Source organism: Paenibacillus tritici (assembly GCF_013204885.1).
GTDB classification, from domain to species: Bacteria; Bacillota; Bacilli; order Paenibacillales; family Paenibacillaceae; genus Paenibacillus_AQ; species Paenibacillus_AQ tritici.
This window is the reverse complement of sequence record NZ_JABMKX010000003.1, coordinates 501347-525719: the sequence shown is the minus strand read 5'-3', so window position 1 is coordinate 525719 and position 24373 is coordinate 501347. Positions and strand designations below refer to the sequence as shown.

Below are 24373 nucleotides of genomic sequence, written 5' to 3'. Positions count from 1 at the left end.
AGGTCGTGGCCCGGGCAAATTTTGATACGGTCAAAGCCAAGTGGAACAAGCTATATCCGAAAGAAATGAAGTCCTGGGAGGAGCAATTGTCCACCCTCCTGACGTTCTACAAGTACCCGGAGCCCATCCGCAAAGCGATCTACACGTCGAATCCGATTGAGCGAATGAACAAGGAAATCCGCAAACGCCTGAAACCGATGAACAGTCTGACGAATATGGATGCGGCGGAGAAAATCGTGTATCTGGAAATGCTCGACTACAATGAACGTCATGCGCAGCGGGTCGTCCCCGGCTTTGGGATGGAACCCGTTAAAAAGAAGCTCCTTGAGCTCTTTGAATCCCGCTACCCTTCCGTGCCTACACCCGATGAAGCATAGCGGATGAATCCAGTTTCTGGGGGTCGGGGTTCCCCCTCCCCCCAGAAACACCTACACCCCCAACCCGTAACCCGGGGAGGTACTTCTACTCTCTTACACAAACTTCTTGACGCTACCTAATTGCACCATAGGCTCGAAATTAGATGTACTAATTCCACTTAGCTTATCTGTCACGCCAAGCAAGCAAAAAAACACTACGCAGTGCACCCTGCACTACGTAGTGTCCCTTCATCAGGTAGAGCTTACATTCAGCAAAATTCTTCCCCGTCCATGCCTTGCTTCGCTTTTCTCCAGTGCTTGATCCGCTTGGGTAAACGGGAATACAGAATCAATCTCGGCTGTAATTATTCCTTCGGCTATTAACTTCGTTAGAGTGTGCAAGTCTTCCCGGGTAGTGAATTTTGTGTTGAACTTAGCAGTAACCTCATGTTTTTCAGCGTTTGCCTGGGATGGATCTTGCGTCAGGGAGACCAGGATTCCGCCTTTTTTCAGAACACTCCAGGATCTGTCTTCTATCTCGCCTCCTACGGTATCCACAACCAGATCTACGTCTTTGGCGACATCCTCGAATTTGGCCTTGGTATAATCAATGACTTGATCAGCCCCCAGCGATGTAACGAAGTCCACGTTAGAAGCGGATGCCGTGGCAATCACGGTAGCTCCCTTCCATTTAGCCAGCTGAACTGCAAATTGTCCAACACCGCCTGCTGCCGCATGGAGCAGAAGGGTCTGCCCGGACTGGAGTTCGCCTTCCGTGAACAAGGACTTCCAGGCGGCTTCAGCCCCTGCTTTGATGGTTGCAGCATCCTCGAACGTGAGGCTTTCAGGCATCGTCATTAAGTCTTGTTCCTTCGCAACGCCATATTCTGCATAAGCTCCTCTGATGCCGCCAAAAACGCGATCACCGGGCTTAAACTCCGTAACGCTTGGTCCCACCTCTTCGACAACTCCCGAAGCATAGAAACCTGGAATGTAGGGGAAGGTTATAGGAAAAACACCTTGAAGCCAACCGTTACGAATCTTAAAATCAAGCGGGATAACCGCAGCATACACGATACGAACTAGGATTTCATCCACTTGCGGTTGAGGACGGTCAACGCTCTCAATCTTCATAACGTCTGGACCCCCGTATTCGTTAACCAGAACTGCTTGCATAGATTTTTTAGACATGCTTATCACTCCTTCTAATTTTTCATTGATGGATTGGACTTCATTTATTTTTCTAATGTCGCAGCTATCTTTTTGGCCAAGGCTTCAAACTGTACTTTTTCTTCCTTACTAAGCTGTTCCGTCGATAACTCCTCCAGCTGGCGCCAAGCTTGATTGACTCTGGATTCAATGTCACGCCCTTCTGGGGTGAGGGAGACGAGGGTTACACGTTTATCCTCTTCGGACCGGCTGCAGGTGACGAGACCGGCGGCTTCCAAACGACGAACGGACTTCGCTATAGTCGAGTGATCAAGACGCAATGATTTGGTGAGATCATTCTGGGACTGGCTGTTGCGGTGCCATAGCTGCATCAGCACCAGTTCCTGCCCCGGGTATAAACCTGCTTCGCGAAGCAGTTGTCCCGCAATCCGGTGATGGGAACGAGCCAGACTGAAGATCGAAAAGCTTACAGGGAACTGGGCGATGGCGCTGATCTCATCCTTCATGGTTTCGCTGTTGTTACTATTCTCCAATACAAACACCTCGCATTTATGTGGTCGTCAACATATTTCATGCACTTACAATAACATCTAAATATGTGGTCGTCAACATAAATTATAATATTTCATCATAAAGAAGCGGGCAACGCCTGAGTTGAGTGGCGTTGCCCGCTTTGTGTTTGGATTTTACGTCTTGTTATAAATTCATTTGAAGTGTAATCATTTATTTCGCTGTTTTCTTAAACATCTCACTTAACACACGGAAAGCCCTCTCCTGATCATCGGTAGATTGTTCCTCCATCAGATGGACAACCTGCCAGATCCATTCCTGGTTATTCAAATGGTCGAATTGGGGATGATTAAATAAGGCGTAAACGCTTATTTGTAAAGCATCTGCAATTTTTTCTAAGGTTTCAAGTTGCACGTTTTGTTCGCCGCGTTCTAATCGGCCGATATAGGTGCCATATGTATCTACTACTTCTGCCAGTTGTTCCTGGGTCAGTCCTTTAAGATTTCGATAGTGTCGTATTTGATCTCCTACTTGTTTTGCTACCTTCATTAAAGGCCCACCTCTCTCTATATAAAAGTGTAGACCAAGCCTATAGGAGATTAGCAGAGTGTTGTAAGTTGTATTGTTGATCTGATAATTGAACTTAAAAGTTCTTTGATGTACAATTTACCCATATCCTAAAATATGGACATGCTCCGATAGAAAGCACACAGCTTGGAAAATACGCTGCAATATACTTTTCCCGAGCAGGCCATAAAAGAGAAGGGGGAACATCATATTGAGCAAAAAGAATCATGTTCCGAACCCTAGCTCTCTTACTGAACCAATAGCGTCTATACTAACCTTGATTGAGAGAGAGATGGAACAGAAGAATGTCACAATGCATGAACTTGCACAGCAAAGCGGGATAAACCGCGGTTCATTAAGTGCTATCTTTACTGGAAATCCTTCAAAAGTCATACCAGTTAGGCAGTTAGATTTAATCGGAGAGGTGTTAGGACAACCCTCTGGATGGCTGTATGAGTTCTATGTGACTGAATGTTTTGCTAGTGGTAAAATCCATTGGAAAAAGATTAAAAATTTTCTACTGCGATGTGTTCAACTTGGAAAAGAGGATTTAATTGTTGCTGTGTTAAACCAAATCACGGAAGAACCTGTTCATATTCAAGATGTGTTCACTTTAGCTGAGTCGCTGTTTGCACAAGGAGAGTGGAGGGCGTCCATTCCATTTTACCGCTGTATATGTGAAAATGAGATTAAGCAACATACTGAGCGGCTAGCCACCAGTCATTACAAATGGTTTCGAGCAAGATTAGGCACTGACCTAAAGGAAAACCATGAGGCTGCGCTAAAGTTTGCGCCTTATCGGAAGCGTCTTGCCGAAAATATTCAATTAGACGGCCTGCTGCAATTAGCCAATGTTCATTTTAATCTACAACAATGGGACCAAGTGATCAAATATGCCGATGAAATGAAAGCCTTGCTGACTATTATCCTCTTCCAAAAGAAAAAATGTCCGCGGAGAGGGATTACTGAATCTGAACCGTTTACCACAGAACGTCATTTGGTCTTTTACTACGGGCAGAGTTTTTTGCTGAAAGGGAATGCTCTAGAATGGATGGGTAACTATGAACAAGCTCTGGAGTATATTGCTGGTTATGAGGATTTGAGATGGTTTGAAGATCTGGATGATAGCGGTTGGAAGGAAGTCCGCAAATTTGAACGATTTGCTGAGGCCAATCGATATAACCTGCATGTGCTTATGGGACAATTTGATTGTTTGTCCAAATATCTAACTTTTCTAGATAAACACCCGGAGGAATGGCTTCCAAGCTTACTTACCATCATGAATGCAGTCAACCGTTTTGAATATGAGGCTGATGCAGTGCTTGCTCATTTTAAAGATCAAATAGCTGAGTTACTGACGAACGATTCCTGGCCTGGCCATATTTATTATCTGGATGTGTTCCAACGTGACCGCTACGCGCAGTTGTGCTATCAACTGGCTAAGTACTGTCTAACTCATCATCAGTATCAAGAAGGGATCGATCGGCTGCTAAAAGCGCTGTCCCATTCTATTGCAGCTAACAACAAGAACCTTATCATAAACTGTGCGGCCTTTTTTGAGCAGTATCGAAATCAGGCTTTGGCAGAACAAAAAGAAAAGTATGAGCATTTTATGAAAGGAGTGATCGAAGATGCGCATATGGCTCTCATCCCTATTTCTATTGAGCCTTCTTTGTAGTTCATTGTTCTTGGGAGTAATACCGCCCATACCACCTGACGGTTCCTTTCCTGTAACCGTATCAACGCTCTCAAATGGTGAAGGTTCTTAAAAATCAGTACAAAACAACCTCCGTGTTTTAAAAGCGAAGGTTGTTTAGTTGTCCTATGATTCTAAGGTTGGTAGCATAGGAAATGAAAGAGGGAGAATAAACGTTATATTGCTATAGTATTCTCACTCTGGTTGTGCGGAAAGCACAAGTGGAGTGAGTACCTTAAAAAGCTTGATATAGGTTTGATTAATCTGATTTGGATATTTATAGGCTTGAAATAATTTAAAATACATATTTACCAAATGATAATTGTATATAGGTATAAACAGGTTTATAATAGTAAATATTGGAAGGATAATTCCGGATATTGCTCTTCTGACAAAATATTCGGATAGAGAGTGATACGTTGTGTAGTTCTCTCTATAAATCATTTAGGAGGTAAGTAGAAATGCGAACAAGTCTATTAAAAAGCATTGCCTTTCGTATCTTAGCTATCGCCATTATCCTTTCAATTTCTTATGTAGTTAATCCAACTACAACAAATGCCGCTACTTCCGAACCAAGAGAAGTTTCCCTGACTACTGATAATGCTATTGATTATGAAGCCCAAGGCTATGAAAAAACTTTGCTAAATGATGGTCTAGTATTATATTCAAAAGTCACAATTAGTGAAACAACATTATCTCCGTCAAGGGTTCTGTCTTGGCAATATGCAAGCAAATCGTATAGTGGCAACTTTTACATAGTTTCTTCTTCTGAAACTGTAGCCAGATATGGTCTCGATGCAACCTTTAGATATAATGGTGTAGATCAAGTTTGGCTTGAAGGATCTGACTCCTGGTCTCAATCCGTTAAATCTGGTTGGACTATAAATGATGTTAACTATTATGATAGAATATCACCTCAATATATGTATGTGGAAGGTGAATTTAACTTGTATAATAATGGTTCGTATAGTAATAATGCTAAAGTGAAAATATACTGTGACCATCTAGGTAATATTACAGTTATATAGTATTTTTAATGAATGGAGAGTGAGATGATGAATTTTAAAAAAAAGACCTCTCTTATTTTAGTTGCAATATTCATACTAATTGTTGGTACGGGATTCGCTATCTATACTAACCAAACCAATAACAGAGTGGATTCTACAGAAGAAGGTAATCAAATCAAATCGGATGTTTTAACCCAAGTTTCTTTGGCTTTTGATATTGATAAAGAACATTACTATGTATGTGATATTGAGACTCTTAATGATAAGTTGGCGGAGCTTTACAAGGATGACGAAAATATCTCAAAACTTATTTATGAAGAATATTATAATGAGAAATATGAGAAAGCATCTCCAACTGTAATTTTAATTAACAAAGACTTAAAAGACGTAATTTTGGGCTTTATCAACAAAAATAATGAAAAAGTATCATCTACTATATTTCAGGGTAGTAATGGAGAATGGGAAACATCGGTTGCATCAAAAAAATAAAATGAATTTAACTAGGCAAACCATTCCTAAAAAATCAGACAAAACAACCTCCGTGTTTTAAAAGCGGAGGTTGTTTTGTGTCCAAGACTGGGCAAATAATTCCTAATGTGTGAATCCTAAAAGGTTTTTTTCGTAGTTGGGTAACTCTTGTTAGAATGGGTTAAACGACAAAATATGGGAGAATCATATTTATGGATAACCTACGGCAAAAGATCGAGAAAAAACGAAAGGAAATGAACGGGTTGGCTAAAGACTACGGTTTATTGGATGATCGCGTATTGAATAAATCGAGGGAATTGGATCGTCTATTAAACGAGTACCAAAGATTAGTTATACATATGGAGGTCAGGTAATGTTTATTCCTATTATTCAGTCGTTATCCATAGGGCAACAACCTTCAGTTCTCTTCCTGGCAGCTACGCAGTTGAGTGTTCTTATATTATGGAATCGTTTGTAGAAGAAGAAAAAGGACTCGCATTAAACAAAGTCCTTTTAAGTGCTAAACGAAGCGCTGCTTTTTTTGGTCTCTACAAGCTTCCCGAATACTTACTCCCGCATCAAAAACGTCCGCGTACGCTCCAGCTTCGGGTTGCCGAAGATCTCGTCGGGTGTGCCCGACTCGGCGATCTCTCCGTTGTCCATGAAGAAGACGCGGTCGGCGACATCGCGGGCGAAGCTCATCTCATGCGTGACGATTATCATCGTCATGTTCTCCTCGGCAAGCTGGCGGATGACACGCAATACCTCGCCGGTCAATTCAGGATCGAGCGCCGAGGTCGGCTCGTCGAACAGGAGAATGTCCGGGCTTAGCATCATTGCCCGGGCAATAGCCACGCGCTGCTTCTGTCCGCCTGACAGCGTGGAGGGGTAGACATCCGCTTTGTCAGCCAGACCTACTTTGGCGAGCAGCTCCCGGCTTTTGGCCGTGATCTGCTGCACACTCTCGCGCTTCAGCGTTCTCGGAGCCAGCTCCAGGTTATCCCTTACGCTAAGATGCGGAAAGAGATTGAAGTGCTGAAACACCATGCCCATGGTCGAGGTGATTTCCCTAATAGCTGTGCTGCTGGTGTAGCTGCCGTTCTCGACAAGCATTTTGCCGCAGATCGAGATGCTTCCTCCAGTGACCTCTTCCAGATGCACCAGACTGCGGAGCATGGTGCTTTTGCCGGAGCCGGAAGGTCCGATCACGGCAACGACTTCACCAGGGGTGACGTCAAAAGTGATTTGCTTCAGCACATCCAGACTGCCGAAGGATTTCTGTAATTGCCGTACTTCAATCATACTGCTCATAGCCTAACAGCCCTTCTATTCAAATTTGAAACGTTTCTCCAGGATCTTGAAGAATAGCGTAAGCACCAGCGTCATCAGCAGATAAATGACGCCCGCTACGACAAAGGGAGTGACGGTAAAATCACGGTTCACCGCGGTTTTGGCGAAATTCAGCAGCTCAGGCACAGCCACGGCATACAGCAGAGCCGTGTCCTTAACCAGGGTGATGGACTCATTGGCGACCGCCGGCAGCGCCACCCGGAACATCTGGGCAAGAATCACCTTGCGCAGGGTCTGCCATTTGCTGAGCCCGAGCACCTTGGCGGCCTCATGCTGGCCTTTATCAATCGAGAGCAGCCCGCCACGGAAAATCTCGGCGAAATAAGCGCCGTAATTCAGAATAAACCCAAGGCTGGCCGCCACAAAACGGTCCATGACCAGATATTGCCCGATCACGGGGATCTGCGGCAAGCCAAAACAAAAGAAGAAAAGCTGCAGCAGCAGCGGAGTTCCGCGCATAACGTAAATATAAGTGTGTGCGATCCAGGCCAGCGGCTTAACTGTGCTTTTGGCCATCAGGGTGACCAGCATCCCGAGCGGAATGGACAATACGATTACGATCAGGAACAGCAGCACCGTGGTCCGGGCGCCTTCCAGCATCGGTCCGGAAATTCTGATAATGTAGTCGATATTCATGTCTTAGTTCAGAACCTTATTCTCGCCGAACCACTTGGTGGAGATGTCAGCGGCGGTGCCGTCACTGCTCAGCTCGTCCAGCGCCTTCTGCAGCTCCGTCAGCAGGTCTTCATTGCCTTTCTTGATGCCAATGCCGTATTGCTCAGGAGCCAGTGATTCTTCCATCAACTTGTACGTGTCCGGTTCCTTGGCTATGTAATATCTGGCCACAACCTCATCAATGACAACTCCATCCAGACGCCCGGACTTCAGATCGGTCAGAGCCAGCACATTATCGGTGAATTCGGACACGCCTGCAAGCTCCGCCTTGATCGGATTCGCATCCAGGGCATCGGCAGCAGAGGAGAGGCTTTGCAGACCGATTTCGTGGCCGGCCAGATCCTGAAGCTTATTCAGCGCTGAATCCGCCAGTACGACTACCACCTGACTGTTCTCAAGATACGGCTTGGTGAATAATACCTTGTCCTTGCGCTCATCCGTGATGGTGTATCCGTTCCAGATCATATCAATCCGCCCGCTGTTCAGCTCCGACTCCTTGGCAGACCAGTCAATCGGCTGGAAGGTGACCTCTCGGCCCATCTTAGCAGCAGCCGCCTTGGCATAGTCGATATCGAAGCCGACAATCTCATTGTTATCATCTCTGAAGCCCATCGGGGCAAATTTGTCGTCGATGCCGATCACCAGCTGCCCGTCCTTGCCTCCTGAACTGGAACAGCCTCCGATTATGGCAACCGCCAGTATTACGAATAGAACCCATATTCCTTGTCTCTTCATCTCTCTAATCCCCCTAGTAGATTGCGTGCAGTATCGGTTACTTTAGTTCGTTAATACGTTATCAGTGTATCATGATAGCATATCACGCGAGCTACTGTCGATAGAGTTGAGAGAGGCAGATGTGTCCAAAATAGATCAAATCGCAGACTGAAACCGCCTCCATCCCGGCGAAGCCGAAAGGGAGGCAGTTAGTGGAAATCTGTGTATAGTTTACGCCAGCTAACTAACCTAAGCTAACCTAACCTCAATATTGCGTATTGCCCGATTGGCTGGTCTTACCCGAGGCAAAACCCTTGAACAGGGTAGGCACATTGCGGTAGCGGGTATTGGTGATTTTGGCGGCGCTGCTGCTGCTGTCTGTGCGGAAGATGGAATCCTTAACATTCGATATATCCGAGTTGTCCAGGGTGAAGTTCACGGCATAGGAGGTGCCGCCGTTCTGACGGGCCAGCTTGCCGATATCGTCGGCTCTGAAGTTCTTGATGTTGATGGTGCCCGCAGCGTTCGCCTGGAATACTTTATCGTAAGCTTTGTACGCACCGCCGCCTGTGATATTGACTGTACCGGAGGCCTTCAGCGTCAATGCGTCCTCGCCGACATCCTGCCAGGTCACATTGGAGAGGGTTGCATTTCCATAACAGTGCACCCCGTCTGCGCCGGGAGCGCCGATAATTACATTTTTAAGGGTAGCATTCTTTTCCAGCCGGAAGATGGGCTTCTGGTTCTCTGCCTGGCTGCCGTCTCCAAGGGTGCTGGGATTGGCCACATAAGTCTGGCCGCTGCCGTTAAAGGTCTGGCCTGCTGGAACTACAATCGTAGTATTGACCACAATGGGGGTCGCGGCAGATACCTTGGGAGGACTGGCAACATAGAACGAAGACAACATGACAACCGACAGAAGCAAGCCTACAACCTTTTTCAAAAAACATTCCGCCCTTCAACAGTAGAATTGAGGTCCGGCGTACCGGTACCTTGCGGGCAATCGAGCCAGATGTGCACCTCTGACCGCACCCGATATCTAAGGTATTTCGGAACACGTGTGCATAGAACAAAAACCTTACATGGAGATGAATTAGCATATTTCGGACATCATTGGGACGGAGTCACAAGCTTGGGAATGAAGTATAACCATAGTAGAATAGTAGAATAGTAGCGAAGAGTATCAGAACGGAGGAGATTAGATTGCCCCAGGAAGAGCTTGACGAGATGATGGAGCTTCAGTGGCAGAGAGAGAAAGAAGAGAAGGTGAAGAAGTATTCTATTCTGAATACATATGCAAAGAAGGGGCAGACAGTACTGGCGGGCTCCTCGCTGATGGAGTTTTTTCCGGTGAATGAATTACAGCAGACGCTGGAGAAGCAGCCGATTCTGTATAACCGCGGGATTGCAGGCTATGTGTCACGTGAATTATTGGAGTCGCTGGAGGAATGTGTGCTGGAGCTTGCGCCTTCCAGGCTGTTCATTAATATTGGCACCAACGACATCAGCTCAGCGGATGGTGAATATGAGCTCGGGAAGCTGCTTGCGAATTACGATGACATTCTGACCCGGATTGGCGCAAGGCTGCCTGAGTGCAAGGTGTATGTCATGGCTTATTATCCGGTGAACGCCAAGGCCGACTTCCCCGGGATGGATCAGGAGACGAAAGAGAACTACTTCCGGACGAGAACGAATGCGGCGCTGCTGGAAGCAAATCAAGCTGTGGAGGAACTGGCGCTTAAGCATGGATATCTATTCATTAATGTCAATGAAGGGTTAACTGACGAAGAAGGGAACTTGAAGGAAGAGTACACGATGGACGGTGTTCACATGTACGGGAACGGGTACGCGGTGGTGCTGCAACAGTTTCAGGCATATTTGTAAAAGGCAGGAGCAGAGGGGGGCTGCTGCCCTCCCTAATCCGGCTCTCAGATCAATTCCTGTCTCCGCTTCAAATATACATACAGCACAATCCCCGACACGGAGCAGACGGCCGCGCATAAGCCGATGAAGCCGTACCCCGCCTGAAGACCGCGCAGCAGGCCAAGCTCTGAAGTGCTGCCATATACTCCTTTGACGGTCTCAATCACCCAGCCGATGATGTAATTGCCGATGACGCTTCCGAGACCCATCAACGTGACGACAAAGGTAATGGCTGTATCGCTTCCGTTCGGGTAACGGCGGGCAATAAAAGCCATCACGGTAGGATAGATAATAGCGATTCCGGCCCCGGATATAGCGAACAGAAAGGCAAGACTCTCCCCGCCGACCAGCGCGATGAAGGTACAAACCGCCGAGAAGCAGGAGAAGATAATCAGCGAGAGTACGAAGCCAATCCTGTCTGTCAGCGGGCCGATCAACAGCCTTCCCAGCGAGAAGAGCAGGAAGAAGGCCGACAATAAGCCGGAAGCGCGGACGGTATCCCAGGCATAGGCTTTTTCCAGAAAATTAACCAGCCAGCCGCCCACGGCCAGCTCTGAGACAACGCCGAACGACAGAATCATCACCATCATCCAGAGCGCGGGATCACGCATCAGGGTACGGAAGGAGGTACGGTCCTCATTCGGCAGATCATCACCGGGAAACGTGCCGCGCAGCGCCGACAGGATCGGCAGCAGACAGAGCGATAGCATAACCAGATACATCCCCCGCCAGTCCAGCGTATGCCCGAGTACACTCAGCGACATCACCCCGGTAGCCAATAACGGTGCTACAGTCGAGCTTAGTCCATAGAAGAAATGGGACAGGTTCATCATCATCCCCGTGTTTTTGACGAAAATACGTGCCCCCAGAATCGCCAGTCCAATCTCCAGCATCCCGTTCCCGATGTACATCAGGAAGTAAGAGGAAGCGAACAGCGGATAGCTGTGCGAGAGGAAGATCAGCACACCCGAGAGTACCATCGAGGCGAACGAAATAATGGTGACTGCCTTGATGCCCCATTTGCGGACAAGCACTGCGGTGAACGAGCAGGCGATCAGATAACCAAGCGCATTCAGGGAGAGCAGCGTGCCGAGCTGTCCTTCATTAAGGTTGAAGGCCAGCTGAATCCGCGGGATGGCGGGTCCTTTAATATTTTCAGAGATGCCAAAGACCACAAATCCGAGAAAGATAGTGACGAGCTGCATGATATAGACGGTGTTGCGTTTGCTTGCAGAATTGCTTGTTAGAGCTTTCACTATATAATAGCCTCCTGGATGATGAATGGTTATCGCAGCTCGCTCGGTGTCCGCAGCTTGACCTGCTTAAACACACGGTTGAAGGTACGGATATTGGAGAAGCCGCATTCCAGCGCGATGTCCAGAATGGTTTTGTCGGTATCCAGCAGCAGCCGTTCTGCCTGGTTGACGCGGATGCTGTTCAGGTACGCCACGTAGCTCATGCCAGAGATGCTTTTGAAAAAGCGGGAGAAATAGAACAGGCTCATATTGGCGTGCCGCGCGGCGTCGGCCAGGGTGATGGGGTGCATGTAATGGACGTCGAGGTATTCCAGCACCTCCTGCATGATCTTCATATTCGTGATGCGCCGCTTGTCCTTGTGAGGGTTGACGATATCCAGAGGCATATGCCGAAGGAGCAATGCACACAGCTCATGCAAAAGCCCGGTCATCAGTTGTTCGTGATGCGGAAGCTTCCGGGTATGTTCCTGGAGCAGCTCCTGCATGATCGCGGGCAGGCGGTGATAGGTAATCTCTACTTCCGGTGTAGACGGCTGGTTCTCCAGAAAAGGGGACATCAGCCGCATATTCAAGGGCCAGCCCGCAGGATATCCGATCAGGGAAGGATTGAAAATAATCATCAGCAGCTTGGACTGGCTGTTCTTGCTGTCATAATAATGAATATCACCGCTGCTGCATACGGCCAGATCCCCTGCGGTCAGCACCCGTGTCTCGGAGTTGATCCCCATGCGGATGGATCCCTCCAGGACATAGACAATCTCCAGATCATGATGCCAGTGGGCCAGGAAATCTATATTGTGACTTACAAAGGCGGTGAAGGGGAACGCCGACCCATACGTTCTGTTCTCGTGAAAAGCTCTCATGATTGCTCCTGTTCTCATCCTCCCGGCGATTTCCCCAGGAAGCGGTTTCAGTGATACTCTGCTAATCGCAGCATACAACCTTAAATTTAGCAAAAAATGACCATTCCCACAAGCAAAATGACGAGCAGGAATGCCCGCAATGGATTACAATTTCTTCAGGCAAGCTTAATCATTCTACAATCTCAATTTAATCTTAAGATACAAAGGAGAACTTGATATGGCAAAGAAGGCATTGATTGTAAAAGGCGGATGGGATGGTCATGAACCGAATGAGGTTGCTGCGATTTTTGCGGATATCCTCACCAATGAAGGATTCGAGGTTGAAGTGTCGGATACGCTGGACAGCTTCAACGATGCTGAAGCGCTGAAGGCGCTGAATCTGATTGTGCCAGTGTGGACGATGGGCGAGATCAAAGGGGAGCAGTGTGCGTCGGTTCTAGCGGCGGTGGCTTCCGGCGTAGGTATTGCGGGCTGTCACGGCGGGATGTGCGACTCCTTCCGTACCAGTACCGAATGGCAATTTTTGACCGGATCACAATGGGTGGCGCATCCCTTCAACGATGGGGTGGATTATGAAGTGAATATCGTGAAATCCGGCTCGAGCCCGATTGTCGAGGGTATGCAGGACTTCATGGTGAAGTCGGAGCAGTATTATCTGCATGTTGATCCGGCGGTGAATGTACTGGCTACTACTACTTTTGTCATGAGCGAAGGGGAGCATTCGGCCAATGGTGTCATCACAATGCCGGTGGTCTATACGAAAAAATGGGGTCAGGGCAAGGTATTCTATAACGCGCTTGGACATCATGCGGATGTATTCGATATTCCGGAAGCCAAGGAACTGATGCGTCGGGGCTTCTTGTGGGCAGCCAAATAATAAACCGGGACAAGGTGGGAAACAGTGTGCGTAAAGTAAAGGTAGGGATCGTCGGCTGCGGAAATATCAGCAGTATTTATTTTGAGAATTTGACCGGAACCTTCGTGAATACAGAGGTCTATGCCTGTTCGGATCTTAACCTGGAGCGGGCACAGCAGGCAGCGGACACCTATGGAGTCCCTAATATCTGGACAACAGAGGAACTGCTTGCTTCAGACGAGATTGAGATTGTCGTGAATCTGACGACGCCTAATTATCATTTCGAGGTGTGCAGGCAGGCGCTGCTCGCAGGTAAGCATGTCTATGTGGAGAAACCGTTGTCGCTGTCGCTTGAGCATGGTACGGAGCTGGTTCAGCTGGCACAGGAAAAAGGGTTGTTCCTCGGCTGCGCCCCGGATACCTTCCTTGGTGGAGGCTTGCAGACCTGCGCGAAGCTGATTGCGGACGGCTATATCGGTGAGCCGGTAGCAGCCACGGCCTTCATGCTCTGCCATGGTCATGAGAGCTGGCACCCAGACCCTGAATTCTATTATCAGGCCGGAGGCGGCCCGATGTTTGACATGGGTCCGTACTATCTGACGGCACTGGTGTCCTTGCTGGGCCCGGCTACAACGGTCTGCGGCATGACCAAAACCTCCTTCCCCACCCGGACGATCACGAGTGAGAAGAAGTTCGGCAAGGTGGTGGATGTCGAAGTGCCTACGCATGTGGCCGGAACGATTCAGTTCGCCAGCGGTGCCGTGGCTACGATGATTACCAGCTTCGATGTCTGGCACAGCACGCTGCCGCGAATCGAAATCTACGGCTCGCTGGGCACCTTGATTGTGCCTGACCCGAATACCTTCAGCGGACCAATCCTGCTGCGTCCGGCGCATAGCCCAGAATTCAAGGAAATCCCGGTGGTTCACAGCTATGAGGGGAACAGCCGGGGCATTGGCGTGGCCGATATGGCCCGCTGCATCGAGACCGGTGAGACTCCGCGGGCAAACGGCGAGCTGGCGAATCATGTGCTGGAGATCATGCACGCCTTCCACACCAGCTCCGATTCGAGGCGTTACGCCGAGCTGACCACCACCTGCGAGCAGCCGAAGCTGCTGCCGCTGGGTCTGGTTAAGGGGTATTTGGAGTAATCATGAGTAAGAGAGTTATGGAAAGAAAAAAGAGTTATAGAGAGAAAAGAGATGTAAAGAAAAAAGAGTTATAGAGAAAAAGAGATGTAAAGAGAAAAGAGATATAAAGAGCTAAAAGAGTTATAGAAAGATACAAAGAGATTCAAAGAGATTCAAAGAGGTATAAATAGGTGCAGTGAGGTAAAGAGGACTAGTAATAGGCAGCGTTTCTGTCTCCGGTATTCGGGGAGGGGGCGCTGTTTTTTTATTGTTTGGGAAATTATGAGAGTGCACCCGTTCTCACCTGACGCGTGCTAATAAGCTAATGAGGAGCAATAGTGCACCTGAATTTAGTGAGTGCGTGCTAAATCAGCTAATGAAGAGCAGTAGTGCACCTGAATTCGGTGGGCGCGTGCTAAATAAGCTAATGAAGAGCAGGAGTGCACCTCATTATGCCGGATGCCGCCAGAAGTAGACGAATGGAGAAGGGGGAGGGCAATCAGCTGTGTACTTCGTCTCGTCGCGCCAACTGCGGAACAAAGTCGCTGTCCCTCGCCACGCCACCGCTCCGCTGGAGCCTGCTTGAAGCAAGTGGAAAAAAGGCACTTGCTTTAACGCAGAAATACAAAAGTAGGACAACGAGTGGAAAAATTACATTTAATTTTGCTTCAAATGCCCAGAGGCAGGGGAATGGAACCTAGTAGATGCTGTTTATCCAATTAAATTCCCTCTGAAGCCTATTTGACGGAATTTAAATGTACAATTTCCACCTGCTTACCTTATATCCGCGAGTTTCCTGCCCCAGCTATCAATCAATCAACTAACTACCTCTCAACTACCTATCAATCAACTATCTACCCACTACCTACCAACTACCTATCAATCAACTATCTATCCACTACCTACCAACTAACTATCAATCAACTATCTATCCACTACCTACCAACTAACTATCAATCAACTATCTACCCACTAACTACCTATTAACTACCCATCTAATAATCCAACATCTACCAATTCACCCGTTAATCCCCTGCCGGACCAGCTACTTATCCACTCTTGATCCACCCACTAAATCACTCGTTAATTCACCTACTAATTATACTCCGCAAGGATAACCGGTAATCTGATTTGAGCTGGGGGCAGCAATGCTGCGACTGCAGTTCGCTCATGGCAGTCAGTATTATATGCATCATCCTCCAATAGTCAGCTAGTCAACTCTGCAACATCTTCCAATAGTCAGCCATATTGACAACCTGTATATACAGGTTTACACTGTGTGAGGTGTTTGATCTTGTATATACAAGTGTAATGAATGACAATAAAGCGATTTTTGCTGGAGGACAACACAGAAATTCTACATGGAGGTGCTAACTTTGAGCCAAGCCCGGCATTCGGAATGGTGGCGGCGGTCCACAGTGTATCAGGTGTACCCGAAGAGCTTCAAGGATACGACAGGTAGCGGAACGGGAGATATAAGAGGTCTGACGGAGAAGCTGGATTATTTGCAGGAGCTGGGGATTGATATCGTCTGGCTGCAGCCGGTATATGTCTCGCCCGGACATGATAACGGTTACGATGTTGCCGACTATGAGCGGATTAACCCGGATTTCGGTACGATGGAGGATTTTGACGAGCTTGTGGAGGAGCTGCACCGGCGCGGAATGAAGCTGATGACGGATATCGTTGTCAATCATACCTCGACGGAGCATGAGTGGTTCAAGCAATCCATTTCCAGCAAGGATAATCCGTACCGTGATTATTATATCTGGAGAGACCCGGCTCCCGGCGGCGGCTTGCCGAACAACTGGCAGTCCAAGTTCGGCGGACCCGCCTGGCAGTTCGATGAGGCTTCCGGCCAATATTATCTTACCTTGTTCGACAAAACACAGGCTGATCTGAACTGGGAGAACGAGCAGGTCCGACAAGCGGTGAATGAGATGATGCTGTTCTGGGCCCGCAAAGGGGTGGACGGCTTCCGTATGGATGTCATTAACTTAATCTCCAAGGACCAGCGCTTCCCGGACGATGACGGGAGTGTGCCACCGGGGGACGGGCGGAAATTCTACACCGATGGTCCACGTGTCCATGAATACATCAGGGCGATGTATGATGAGGTGTTTGGCCCGCATGAGATGATCACGGTCGGCGAAATGTCCTCCACTACGCTCGAACAGTGCATCCGGTATTCCAACCCGGAGCAGCGGGAATTCTCTATGACCTTCAACTTCCATCATCTGAAGGTGGATTATCCGAACGGCCGGAAGTGGGAGCTGATGCCCTACGATTTCGAGGCTTTGAAACGGCTGTTCAGTGAATGGCAGACCGGCATGCAGGAGGGCGGTGGCTGGAACGCTTTATTTTTCAACAATCATGATCAGCCGCGGGCCCTCTCCAGATTCACCGACGATGAGACTTACCGCGAAGAAAGCGCCAAGCTGCTGGCAACAACACTGCATGGGCTTCAGGGCACACCGTATATCTACCAGGGTGAAGAGATCGGGATGCCGAATCCGAGATGGAAGAGCATCGAAGAGTTCCGTGATATTGAATCGCTGAACATGTACCGTATTCTCTGTGAGCAGGGGGCAAGCCCCGAGGAAGCTCTTGCTATCCTTCAGGAACGCTCGCGGGATAATTCACGTACCCCGATGCAGTGGGAGGACAGCCCGAATGCCGGATTCACTACCGGTACGCCTTGGCTGAAGGTGGATGAACGTTACCCGGATATCAATGTGCAGAGGGAGCTGGAGCGGCCGGATTCTATTTTTCATCACTACCGTAAGCTGATTGCGCTGCGCAAAAAACATGAGGTCTTCATCGAAGGCTTATACCGCAGGCTGGACGAAGGACATCCCGAGGTGTTTGCTTATGCACGGACGGGAGACGGTGAGGCGCTTGTGGTGGTCTCGAACTTCAGCAGCAAAGACGTCAACTTCCGGTTCCGGGAGGAGCAATGGGCGTACTTAAATGTAGCCGGTAAAGATAAGCTTCTGCTAGGCAATACGGAAGAGCATCCAGCATTCACGCAAGAGCTTCAGCTCAGTCCGTATGCTTCATATATGTGGCTAATCAGCCAGGAGTAATCATAAACTACGCGAGGAGTGAAAATATGGCTATAGACCGCAAAAATGTTGAAGAGATTGTCCGGGCGGTTGGAGGCAAGGAGAATATTGAGGTTGCAACGCATTGTGTGACCCGGCTTAGATTCTCGCTCTATGACGAGAGCAAGGTGGATTCGGCGGCGCTGGACGCAAATGACCTGGTCAAAGGACAATTTTCTTCCCAGGGGCAATTCCAGATTGTGATCGGACCGGGAACGGTAGATAAAGTATATGATGAGATGATTCAACTGACCGGCGGTGCCCGTTCCTCCAAGGATGAGGTAAAATCAGCCGCTGCCCGCAACCAGAATCCGCTTCAGCGGGCGATTAAGACGCTGGCCGATATTTTCATTCCGATTCTTCCGGCCATCGTCACTGCTGGTCTGCTGCTTGGAATCAACAATCTGCTGACGGGCCCGGGGATTTTCTTCAGCCAGTCGTTGGTGGATGTCTATCCGCAGTGGAAGGATATCGCCGCGATTATCAATACGATTGCCAGCACGGCATTTACCTTCTTGCCTGCGCTGATCGGCTGGGCGGCCGTGACCCGCTTCGGGGGCAGTCCGCTGCTAGGGATTGTATTAGGACTTATTCTGGTTCATCCGGATTTATTAAGTGCTTACGGATACGCAGAAGCCTCTACGAACGGGACCGTTCCGACCTGGAACCTGTTCGGGTGGCATCTGGAGCGGATCGGTTATCAGGGACAGGTATTGCCGGTCCTGGTATCGGCTTACATTCTGGCCCGCATTGAGAAGTTCCTGAATAAGCGGGTCCATGATTCTGTCAAACTGCTGGTGGTAGCGCCGGTGACTCTGCTGATTACAGGGTTCCTGGCCTTCACAATCATCGGGCCTGTTACGTTCGGTATTGCCAATGCAATCACCTCCGGGCTGGTCTATATATTCGATCATTTCGCAATTCTGGGCGGCGTAATCTACGGGGGATTCTATGCATTGCTGGTTATTACGGGGATGCATCACACGTTCCTGGCCGTGGATGTTCAGCTTATCGGCAGCGAAGGCGGCACCTTCCTCTGGCCGATGCTGGCTCTCTCCAACATTGCCCAGGGTGCTGCGGCGCTCGCCATGATCTTTGTAGTCAGAGAACAGAAGACGAAAGGTCTGGCTGTAACGTCCTCAATCTCGGCATTCCTCGGCGTCACCGAGCCGGCGATCTTCGGGGTGAATATCCGCTACCGCTACCCGTTCATCTTCGGGATGATCGGCTCTGCCCTAGCCGGAGTCCTGCTGACCATCAATCAGGTTCGCGCGACTTCCATTGGCGTAGGGGGAATTCCCGGCTTCCTGTCGATTTTCCCTAACCAGTGGGGAGTGTTCTTCATTGGTATGGCTATCGTGCTGATCGTGCCGTTTGTAGCCACTGTGCTGTATGGCCGGGCAGTCGTGCAGCGGGCCGCGAACAAACCGGAAGCGGCTGGAGTAGGCGCGGCGGTATCCGGTCCAACAGACACAAGTAACGAGCTGAATAGCCGCAGCTCCGTTCAAGGCTCGCAGGAGCCGGTGAATATTCTGGAACTGGCGTCACCGCTGAGCGGAACTGCAGTACCGCTGGAGCAGGTTCCTGATCCCGCTTTTGCCGAGAAGCAAATGGGTGAAGGAATTGCCGTTGAACCTTCGGAGGGCAAGGTATACGCTCCATTCGATGCTACCGTTGCCCATGTAATCAAGAGCAAACATGCGCTAATTCTGGAGCACGCCAGCGGTGTCCAGGTGCTGATTCATGTCGGGATCAACACCGTGTCGCTCAAAGGCAGCGGGTTCACCGCGCGCAAAAATATCGGGGATAAGGTACAGGCCGGCGAGCTTTTGCTGGAATTCGATATGGACGCCATCCGCGCTGCCGGTTACCCGCTGATCACTCCGATTATTATCCCTGCCGGGCAGGAGATGGTGGAGCGGATCGAGGAGAAGAGTGGACCTGTCACTGCGAAGCAGACGAGTATTCTAACGGTTCACCTCAAGGGGTAATCTGAGCGGAGCAGGTGAGAATGGTAAGGAGAGGAACAGCCCTGCGGGGCTGTTTTTCTATAGATGGGGGAAGATAGGATGACTGGATGGCGTGGAAGTGGGGAGCGGGAAGAGAGGGATAAATCCCGCTGAACCGGCTGAAAGTGGACGGGAAGTCCGAATGAAGTGTATAAATACACTTGAATTCCTTAAAGTTGGCCGACGAACCTGAATGAGGAGTATAAATACCCTTGAATTCCTTAAAGTTGGCGGACGAACCTGAATGAGGTGCATAAATACCCTTGAATTCCCAAAAGTTGGCGGACGAACCCGAATGAGGTGTATAAGTACACTTGAATCCCCAAAAGTGGCGTAGGAGCCTGAATGAGGTGCATAAATACACTTGAATCCCCAAAAGTTGGCGGACGAGCCTCAATGAGGTGTAAAAATACACTTGAATTCCCAAAAGTTAGCGTATGAGCTCGAATGAAGTGTATAAGTACACTTGAATCCCCAAAAGTTGGCGGACGAGTCTCAATGAGGTGTAAAAAAACACTCACCCGTGACTAATCCGCTTGCTTATAAACCAACGAAGCAAGGGCGTGTTACAATATAGGACGGTGATTATAAATGAGAGAAAATATATATTTGCAGATTTACGCGGAATACAGCAACCGCATCCAATCAGGGCAATTAGCGCCAGGGACTAAGCTGCCTTCCGAGAGTGAGCTGGCGGAGGCCTACAAGACTTCGCGGGAGACCGTGCGCAAAGCGCTGAACCTGTTGTTCCGTGAGGGGTACATCAACAAAATCAAAGGCAGAGGCTCCTTCGTGCTGGATAGGACCCGGATGGACTTTCCGGTGACCGGGCTGATATCCTTTCAGGAAATGTCGGGGACTCTCGGGGTGCCCTCACGGACTCTGGTGGAGGAGACCGTCCTAGAGCCGGCGGGCTCTCTGCTGGCCAGTCAGCTTCACATTGCCGGGGATACTCCGGTATGGAAGGTGATCCGTGCCAGAGAGATTGAAGAAGAGCGGATTATTCTGGACAAGGACTATTTCCGCGCCGATATTGTTCCCTTCCTGAGCAAGGAGATCGCAGAAGGCTCTATTTACGAATATCTGGAGACCGGGCTGGGGCTGAAGATCAGTTATGCGAAAAAGCTGATCTCTGTGGAACCCTCAACCGAGGAGGATGGCCGCCTGCTGGATCTGAAAAAATACGAACATATTGTGGTAGTGCGGAACTACGTGTATCTGGAGAACACCGTGCTGTTTCAATACACCGAATCCAGACACCGGCTGGACAAATTCCAGTTCGTGGATTTTGCCAGAAGGGTGAGAAGTTGAGGAGCTGGATACGACGGATTAGAGAGAGTGAGCTTGTATTCTAGTATGGAATTGCAGTGACTCCAGAGAATGTTTGACCCTCCGGCCGCGGCAGTTAAGCTATATTAGCTATGCTTGTAGCGGCGAACTATTAGCATGTTGAGGGCCGTCCCGCAAGGTCAGATGATGACCGGGGACGGCCCTCTTTTTTTGTCGGCTGAGAGTACTTGGGGCTACCGGTAAACTCAGCAAAAAATGACCATTTGCTCTAGCAAAATGGCGAGCAGGGAGCTTTTATATAGATTACAATCGGAGAAGGGCGGCATGTCTTATAATTTTCGGGGGAAGTTCTTTATTATGTGCATGGGAAAAAACAAGATGGGCTTGTAGAATGATAATGTTGATTGTAAACGCTTGCTTTCATTTTAGAGGGAGGATATGGTGCATTCTATGAATTATCGCAATCCCGTGATCGCCGGATATTATCCTGACCCCAGTGTTGTCCGTGTAGATGAAGATTACTATCTGATCAACAGCTCCTTCGAATACTTCCCGGGCGTACCGATCTTTCATAGCAGAGATCTGATCCACTGGACACCGCTTGGGCATGTATTAACCCGGCAGTCTCAATTGGATCTGAGGACAACCAAGAGCTCGTCCGGCATTTACGCCGCTACCATACGTTATCATGCGGGCCGCTTTTATATGATTACTACGGATGTCAGAGGGATCGGGAATTTCTATGTCACTGCGGACAAGCCTGAGGGTCCCTGGTCTGATCCGATCCTGCTGCCGCATGGGGGAATCGATCCCTCGCTGTTCTTCGATGATGACGGGCGTGCCTATGTGACTGTGCAGAACGGGGCAGGCTACGAATCCCATATTATTCAGTATGAGATTGATCCGGTGTCGGGTAAGGTGCTGTCTGAGCCAGTGAACATCTGGAGCGGGGATGAGGGTCCGTGGGTCGAAGGCCCGCATCTGTACCGGATCAAAGGTGTCTATTACCTGATGACTGCTTCAGGCGGCACCTCTGTGGATCACCGCGAGATTATTGCCCGCAGCAGCACGCCTTACGGGCCGTTTGAGGATAAGCCGGAGCCGATCCTGACTCACCGCGGACTGAAGGACCATCCTGTCCAGTGCCTCGGACATGCTGATCTCGTGGAGGATACGAAGGGCAACTGGTGGGCGGTCTTCCTGGGGATGCGCCCGGTGGAAGGCAAATATTCTCCGCTGGGCAGAGAGACCTTCCTGGCTCCGGTCACGTGGACGGAAGACGGCTGGCCGATGATTGACAACAATGAAGGTACGGTAGTATCCGCTGCTGAATGCAGTGCAGAGGTTAGTATTCAGCGTATGGAGCTGAGCGGGGGCTTCGGCCCGGAATGGGCTTTTCTCCGCAGCTATGAGGAAGAGCGATATTCCTGGACAGAACGCCAGGGGAGCCTTACCCTCCGGGGCAATGCCTACACGCTGGACGATGAAGCACCCGCCGTGCTGGCCTGTATCCGCCAGCAGCATCACCGGATGGAGCTGGGAGTCAGCCTTGACTTTGATCCGGTTCGCGAAGGCGAACAAGCCGGACTGGCCGCCCGTCTGAACAACCGGGGGTATCTCTTCTGGGGACTGGCTGGACGCAGCGGCAGCCGGGTGATGGAGCTTGTGGTCAAGAACGGGGAGCAGAGGCAGGTTCACCGGTATGAGGTGAGCGGTCATGGTCCGGTTCAGCTCCGTTTACATTCTGACGGCTTGTTCTATGTTTGCTCCTATTCGGAGGATGGCGTCACCTGGCATGTCGCCGAGGAACAGATCCATGTCTCCGTCCTGTCACCGGAGGTGAACGGCGGATTCACAGGGGTCTGCCTGGGTCTGCACGCCTCGGGCGATGGTGCGGCTAATGCAAGTCCTGCTTATTTTGAGAGATTCTATTATTCCAACACCAAAGGAGATGTCCTATGAAATCATCACCACAACCCAATCAACCACTGGTAACCCACATCTATACGGCGGACCCGTCCGCCCATGTCTATGAAGGCAAAATCTACATCTATCCGTCCCACGATCTCGACCATGACGAACCAAGCAATGATAACGGTGACCAGTACAAGATGGAAGACTATCATGTTCTGTCCATAGACAATTTCGATTCCCCTGTGACCGATCACGGCCAGGTACTGCATCTGAAGGATATTCCTTGGGCATCCAAGCAGCTCTGGGCTCCTGACGCAGCTTATAAGAACAATACCTATTACCTGTTCTTCCCGGCCCGTGACCATGACGGAATCTTCCGGCTCGGCGTGGCCACTTCCGATTCTCCGGCAGGTCCGTTCAACCCGCAGCCGGATTATATTCCAGGCAGCTACAGCATAGACCCGGCGGTATTAGTGGATGAGGACAACCAGTCGTATATCTATTTCGGCGGACTCTGGGGCGGACAGCTGGAAAAATGGCAGACCGGCACCTTCGTGCCGGATGCGGAAGGACCTGCGCTGGATGCACCGGCGATTGGACCGCGTGTAGCGCGATTAAGCGAGGATATGCTGACTTTTCAGGCGGAGCCAACAGAGATATCCATTGTGGATGAAGAGGGGAAACCGATTCTGGCCGGGGATGAGGACCGCAGATATTTTGAAGGCCCATGGGTCCACAAGTATAATGGCTACTACTACCTCTCCTACTCTACAGGTACCAAGCATACGCTGGTGTATGCGATCAGCAAGAATCCAATGGGGCCGTTTACCTTCAAAGGCGAGATTCTCTCTCCGGTCATCGGCTGGACTACCCATCACTCGATTGTGCAATTTGGAGACAAGTGGTACCTGTTCTATCACGACAGCTCCTTATCGGAAGGGGTTAACCACAAGCGTTGCGTGAAATACACCGAGCTTCAATACAATGCAGACGGAACCATCCAGAGAATCGATCCTTACCCGGCTTCTGAGTAAGTTGGGTGAGTGAAGAGAATGAGGCGGTACACAAGACAATCAGCTCCCGGTGGGGGCTGTTTTTTGTTGTGCAGAATTTATAATATCCGTCTGTTGTGTATAAGGGGGGCATGGCGTGTGGAGTCGTGCTCGTTGAATGACCTGGAGGCCGGATGAGTAAATGAGGAGCCTAGAATGTGCGTGAAAAACCGAATACAATCTCCAGGAGCGAGGGTGCAAAGGGCGGATGTAAGCGAAAAAGCGAACACATTGGGGAGTGCGGGGGTGTGCGAGTGGAATGTAATCGGAAAACCGAACACATCAAGGAGTGCGGGGGCGTGTGAGCGGAATGTAATCGGAAAACCGAACACATTGGAGAGTGCGAGGGCGTGCGAGCGGAATGTAATCGAAAAACCGAACACAATTGGACTGGGAGCACCACGTAGGCCAAATGTAATCGGAAAACCAAACACAAATGGACTGGTAGCGCCGTGTAGGCCGT

At 49.5% G+C, this 24373-nt stretch carries 22 protein-coding genes; 13 read left to right on the top strand and 9 right to left on the bottom strand.

Annotated elements, in window-relative coordinates; translation table 11 throughout:
* On the top strand, positions 1 to 377 hold a 377-nt coding region (locus tag HQN87_RS07660; protein WP_173130108.1), incomplete at its 5' end, for a transposase.
* Positions 378 to 608: 231 nt separating this feature from the next.
* Here the strand turns inward: HQN87_RS07660 and HQN87_RS07655 are convergent.
* The 3 genes from HQN87_RS07655 to HQN87_RS07645 all read right to left on the bottom strand — a co-directional run bounded on the left by HQN87_RS07655 (position 609) and on the right by HQN87_RS07645 (position 2585).
* Positions 609 to 1547, bottom strand: a complete 939-nt coding sequence (locus HQN87_RS07655; RefSeq protein ID WP_173130104.1) for an NADP-dependent oxidoreductase — start codon at positions 1545 to 1547, stop codon at positions 609 to 611.
* A gap of 44 nt (positions 1548 to 1591) precedes the next feature.
* Positions 1592 to 2032: a MarR family winged helix-turn-helix transcriptional regulator gene (locus HQN87_RS07650; protein WP_254075390.1), complete on the bottom strand. Its 441-nt coding sequence runs from the start codon at positions 2030 to 2032 to the stop codon at positions 1592 to 1594.
* Positions 2033 to 2249: 217 nt separating this feature from the next.
* Positions 2250 to 2585, bottom strand: a complete 336-nt coding sequence (locus HQN87_RS07645; protein WP_173130097.1) for a helix-turn-helix domain-containing protein — start codon at positions 2583 to 2585, stop codon at positions 2250 to 2252.
* Positions 2586 to 2814: 229 nt separating this feature from the next.
* On the opposite strand from HQN87_RS07645, the gene HQN87_RS07640 reads away from it, so the two are divergent.
* The 4 genes from HQN87_RS07640 (at position 2815) to HQN87_RS07625 (ending at position 6148) form a co-directional block, all read left to right on the top strand.
* Complete coding sequence (locus HQN87_RS07640) at positions 2815 to 4281, top strand: helix-turn-helix domain-containing protein (protein ID WP_173130094.1); 1467 nt, start codon at positions 2815 to 2817, stop codon at positions 4279 to 4281.
* Between the two features lie 479 nt (positions 4282 to 4760).
* Complete coding sequence (locus HQN87_RS07635; RefSeq protein WP_173130091.1) at positions 4761 to 5327, top strand: hypothetical protein; 567 nt, start codon at positions 4761 to 4763, stop codon at positions 5325 to 5327.
* 27 nt (positions 5328 to 5354) lie between these two features.
* Positions 5355 to 5795, top strand: a complete 441-nt coding sequence (locus tag HQN87_RS07630; RefSeq protein WP_173130088.1) for a hypothetical protein — start codon at positions 5355 to 5357, stop codon at positions 5793 to 5795.
* Between the two features lie 191 nt (positions 5796 to 5986).
* Entirely contained in the window at positions 5987 to 6148 is a 162-nt protein-coding gene (locus HQN87_RS07625; protein ID WP_173130085.1) for an aspartyl-phosphate phosphatase Spo0E family protein, read from the top strand.
* A 193-nt stretch (positions 6149 to 6341) separates the two neighbouring features.
* On the opposite strand, the gene HQN87_RS07620 is transcribed toward HQN87_RS07625, so the two are convergent.
* The 4 genes from HQN87_RS07620 to HQN87_RS07605 form a co-directional block, all read right to left on the bottom strand.
* Entirely contained in the window at positions 6342 to 7085 is a 744-nt protein-coding gene (locus tag HQN87_RS07620) for an amino acid ABC transporter ATP-binding protein (protein WP_301953158.1), read from the bottom strand.
* Between the two features lie 15 nt (positions 7086 to 7100).
* Positions 7101 to 7760 carry an amino acid ABC transporter permease gene (locus HQN87_RS07615; protein WP_173130082.1) on the bottom strand — a complete coding sequence of 220 codons (660 nt, stop codon included), beginning with the start codon at positions 7758 to 7760 and terminating at the stop codon, positions 7101 to 7103.
* Between the two features lie 3 nt (positions 7761 to 7763).
* Positions 7764 to 8534, bottom strand: a complete 771-nt coding sequence (locus tag HQN87_RS07610) for an amino acid ABC transporter substrate-binding protein (RefSeq protein ID WP_173130080.1) — start codon at positions 8532 to 8534, stop codon at positions 7764 to 7766.
* A gap of 244 nt (positions 8535 to 8778) precedes the next feature.
* Positions 8779 to 9420 (bottom strand): pectate lyase, encoded by a 642-nt coding sequence (locus HQN87_RS07605; RefSeq protein WP_173130210.1) that lies wholly within the window; start codon positions 9418 to 9420, stop codon positions 8779 to 8781.
* A gap of 296 nt (positions 9421 to 9716) precedes the next feature.
* Between HQN87_RS07605 and HQN87_RS07600 the strand changes: the two genes are divergently transcribed.
* Positions 9717 to 10397 (top strand): GDSL-type esterase/lipase family protein, encoded by a 681-nt coding sequence (locus HQN87_RS07600; protein ID WP_173130076.1) that lies wholly within the window; start codon positions 9717 to 9719, stop codon positions 10395 to 10397.
* 44 nt (positions 10398 to 10441) lie between these two features.
* Here HQN87_RS07600 and HQN87_RS07595 read toward each other — a convergent pair whose 3' ends face one another.
* Positions 10442 to 11641 carry an MFS transporter gene (locus HQN87_RS07595; protein ID WP_173130207.1) on the bottom strand — a complete coding sequence of 400 codons (1200 nt, stop codon included), beginning with the start codon at positions 11639 to 11641 and terminating at the stop codon, positions 10442 to 10444.
* A gap of 80 nt (positions 11642 to 11721) precedes the next feature.
* Entirely contained in the window at positions 11722 to 12555 is an 834-nt protein-coding gene (locus tag HQN87_RS07590) for an AraC family transcriptional regulator (protein WP_173130073.1), read from the bottom strand.
* A gap of 217 nt (positions 12556 to 12772) precedes the next feature.
* Between HQN87_RS07590 and HQN87_RS07585 the strand changes: the two genes are divergently transcribed.
* From HQN87_RS07585 to HQN87_RS07555, 7 genes are all read left to right on the top strand, one after another.
* Complete coding sequence (locus HQN87_RS07585) at positions 12773 to 13432, top strand: ThuA domain-containing protein (RefSeq protein ID WP_173130070.1); 660 nt, start codon at positions 12773 to 12775, stop codon at positions 13430 to 13432.
* Positions 13433 to 13458: 26 nt separating this feature from the next.
* A complete protein-coding gene (locus tag HQN87_RS07580) occupies positions 13459 to 14562 on the top strand; it encodes a Gfo/Idh/MocA family protein (protein ID WP_173130066.1) in 1104 nt (367 codons plus the stop codon).
* Between the two features lie 1355 nt (positions 14563 to 15917).
* Positions 15918 to 17627, top strand: coding sequence for an alpha,alpha-phosphotrehalase (gene treC / locus HQN87_RS07575; RefSeq protein ID WP_436836459.1), 1710 nt, complete (start codon positions 15918 to 15920; stop codon positions 17625 to 17627).
* A gap of 26 nt (positions 17628 to 17653) precedes the next feature.
* Positions 17654 to 19636, top strand: coding sequence for a PTS system trehalose-specific EIIBC component (gene treP / locus HQN87_RS07570; protein WP_173130060.1), 1983 nt, complete (start codon positions 17654 to 17656; stop codon positions 19634 to 19636).
* Positions 19637 to 20245: 609 nt separating this feature from the next.
* On the top strand, positions 20246 to 20965 hold the full coding sequence (gene treR, locus HQN87_RS07565) for a trehalose operon repressor (protein WP_173130058.1): 720 nt from the start codon (positions 20246 to 20248) through the stop codon (positions 20963 to 20965).
* 429 nt (positions 20966 to 21394) lie between these two features.
* The gene (locus tag HQN87_RS07560) at positions 21395 to 22906 is read left to right on the top strand and encodes a glycoside hydrolase family 43 protein (RefSeq protein WP_173130056.1); all 1512 of its coding nucleotides are present in this window, start codon (positions 21395 to 21397) and stop codon (positions 22904 to 22906) included.
* On the top strand, positions 22903 to 23892 hold the full coding sequence (locus tag HQN87_RS07555; protein ID WP_173130053.1) for a glycoside hydrolase family 43 protein: 990 nt from the start codon (positions 22903 to 22905) through the stop codon (positions 23890 to 23892). Before HQN87_RS07560 ends, HQN87_RS07555 begins: the two co-directional genes overlap by 4 nt.
* Positions 23893 to 24373 lie beyond the last annotated feature (481 nt).

What these genes read in the sequence shown, in the direction of transcription:
- HQN87_RS07655 (WP_173130104.1), bottom strand. Translation starts at nt 1,547, where the DNA reads ATGTCTAAAAAATCTATGCAAGCAGTTCTGGTTAACGAATACGGGGGT.
- HQN87_RS07650 (WP_254075390.1), bottom strand. Translation starts at nt 2,032, where the DNA reads ATGAAGGATGAGATCAGCGCCATCGCCCAGTTCCCTGTAAGCTTTTCG.
- HQN87_RS07645 (WP_173130097.1), bottom strand. Translation starts at nt 2,585, where the DNA reads ATGAAGGTAGCAAAACAAGTAGGAGATCAAATACGACACTATCGAAAT.
- HQN87_RS07635 (WP_173130091.1), top strand. Translation starts at nt 4,761, where the DNA reads ATGCGAACAAGTCTATTAAAAAGCATTGCCTTTCGTATCTTAGCTATC.
- HQN87_RS07630 (WP_173130088.1), top strand. Translation starts at nt 5,355, where the DNA reads ATGAATTTTAAAAAAAAGACCTCTCTTATTTTAGTTGCAATATTCATA.
- HQN87_RS07625 (WP_173130085.1), top strand. Translation starts at nt 5,987, where the DNA reads ATGGATAACCTACGGCAAAAGATCGAGAAAAAACGAAAGGAAATGAAC.
- HQN87_RS07620 (WP_301953158.1), bottom strand. Translation starts at nt 7,085, where the DNA reads ATGAGCAGTATGATTGAAGTACGGCAATTACAGAAATCCTTCGGCAGT.
- HQN87_RS07615 (WP_173130082.1), bottom strand. Translation starts at nt 7,760, where the DNA reads ATGAATATCGACTACATTATCAGAATTTCCGGACCGATGCTGGAAGGC.
- HQN87_RS07610 (WP_173130080.1), bottom strand. Translation starts at nt 8,534, where the DNA reads ATGAAGAGACAAGGAATATGGGTTCTATTCGTAATACTGGCGGTTGCC.
- HQN87_RS07605 (WP_173130210.1), bottom strand. Translation starts at nt 9,420, where the DNA reads ATGTTGTCTTCGTTCTATGTTGCCAGTCCTCCCAAGGTATCTGCCGCG.
- HQN87_RS07595 (WP_173130207.1), bottom strand. Translation starts at nt 11,641, where the DNA reads ATGCAGCTCGTCACTATCTTTCTCGGATTTGTGGTCTTTGGCATCTCT.
- HQN87_RS07590 (WP_173130073.1), bottom strand. Translation starts at nt 12,555, where the DNA reads ATGAGAGCTTTTCACGAGAACAGAACGTATGGGTCGGCGTTCCCCTTC.
- HQN87_RS07585 (WP_173130070.1), top strand. Translation starts at nt 12,773, where the DNA reads ATGGCAAAGAAGGCATTGATTGTAAAAGGCGGATGGGATGGTCATGAA.
- treP (WP_173130060.1), top strand. Translation starts at nt 17,654, where the DNA reads ATGGCTATAGACCGCAAAAATGTTGAAGAGATTGTCCGGGCGGTTGGA.
- treR (WP_173130058.1), top strand. Translation starts at nt 20,246, where the DNA reads ATGAGAGAAAATATATATTTGCAGATTTACGCGGAATACAGCAACCGC.
- HQN87_RS07560 (WP_173130056.1), top strand. Translation starts at nt 21,395, where the DNA reads ATGAATTATCGCAATCCCGTGATCGCCGGATATTATCCTGACCCCAGT.
- HQN87_RS07555 (WP_173130053.1), top strand. Translation starts at nt 22,903, where the DNA reads ATGAAATCATCACCACAACCCAATCAACCACTGGTAACCCACATCTAT.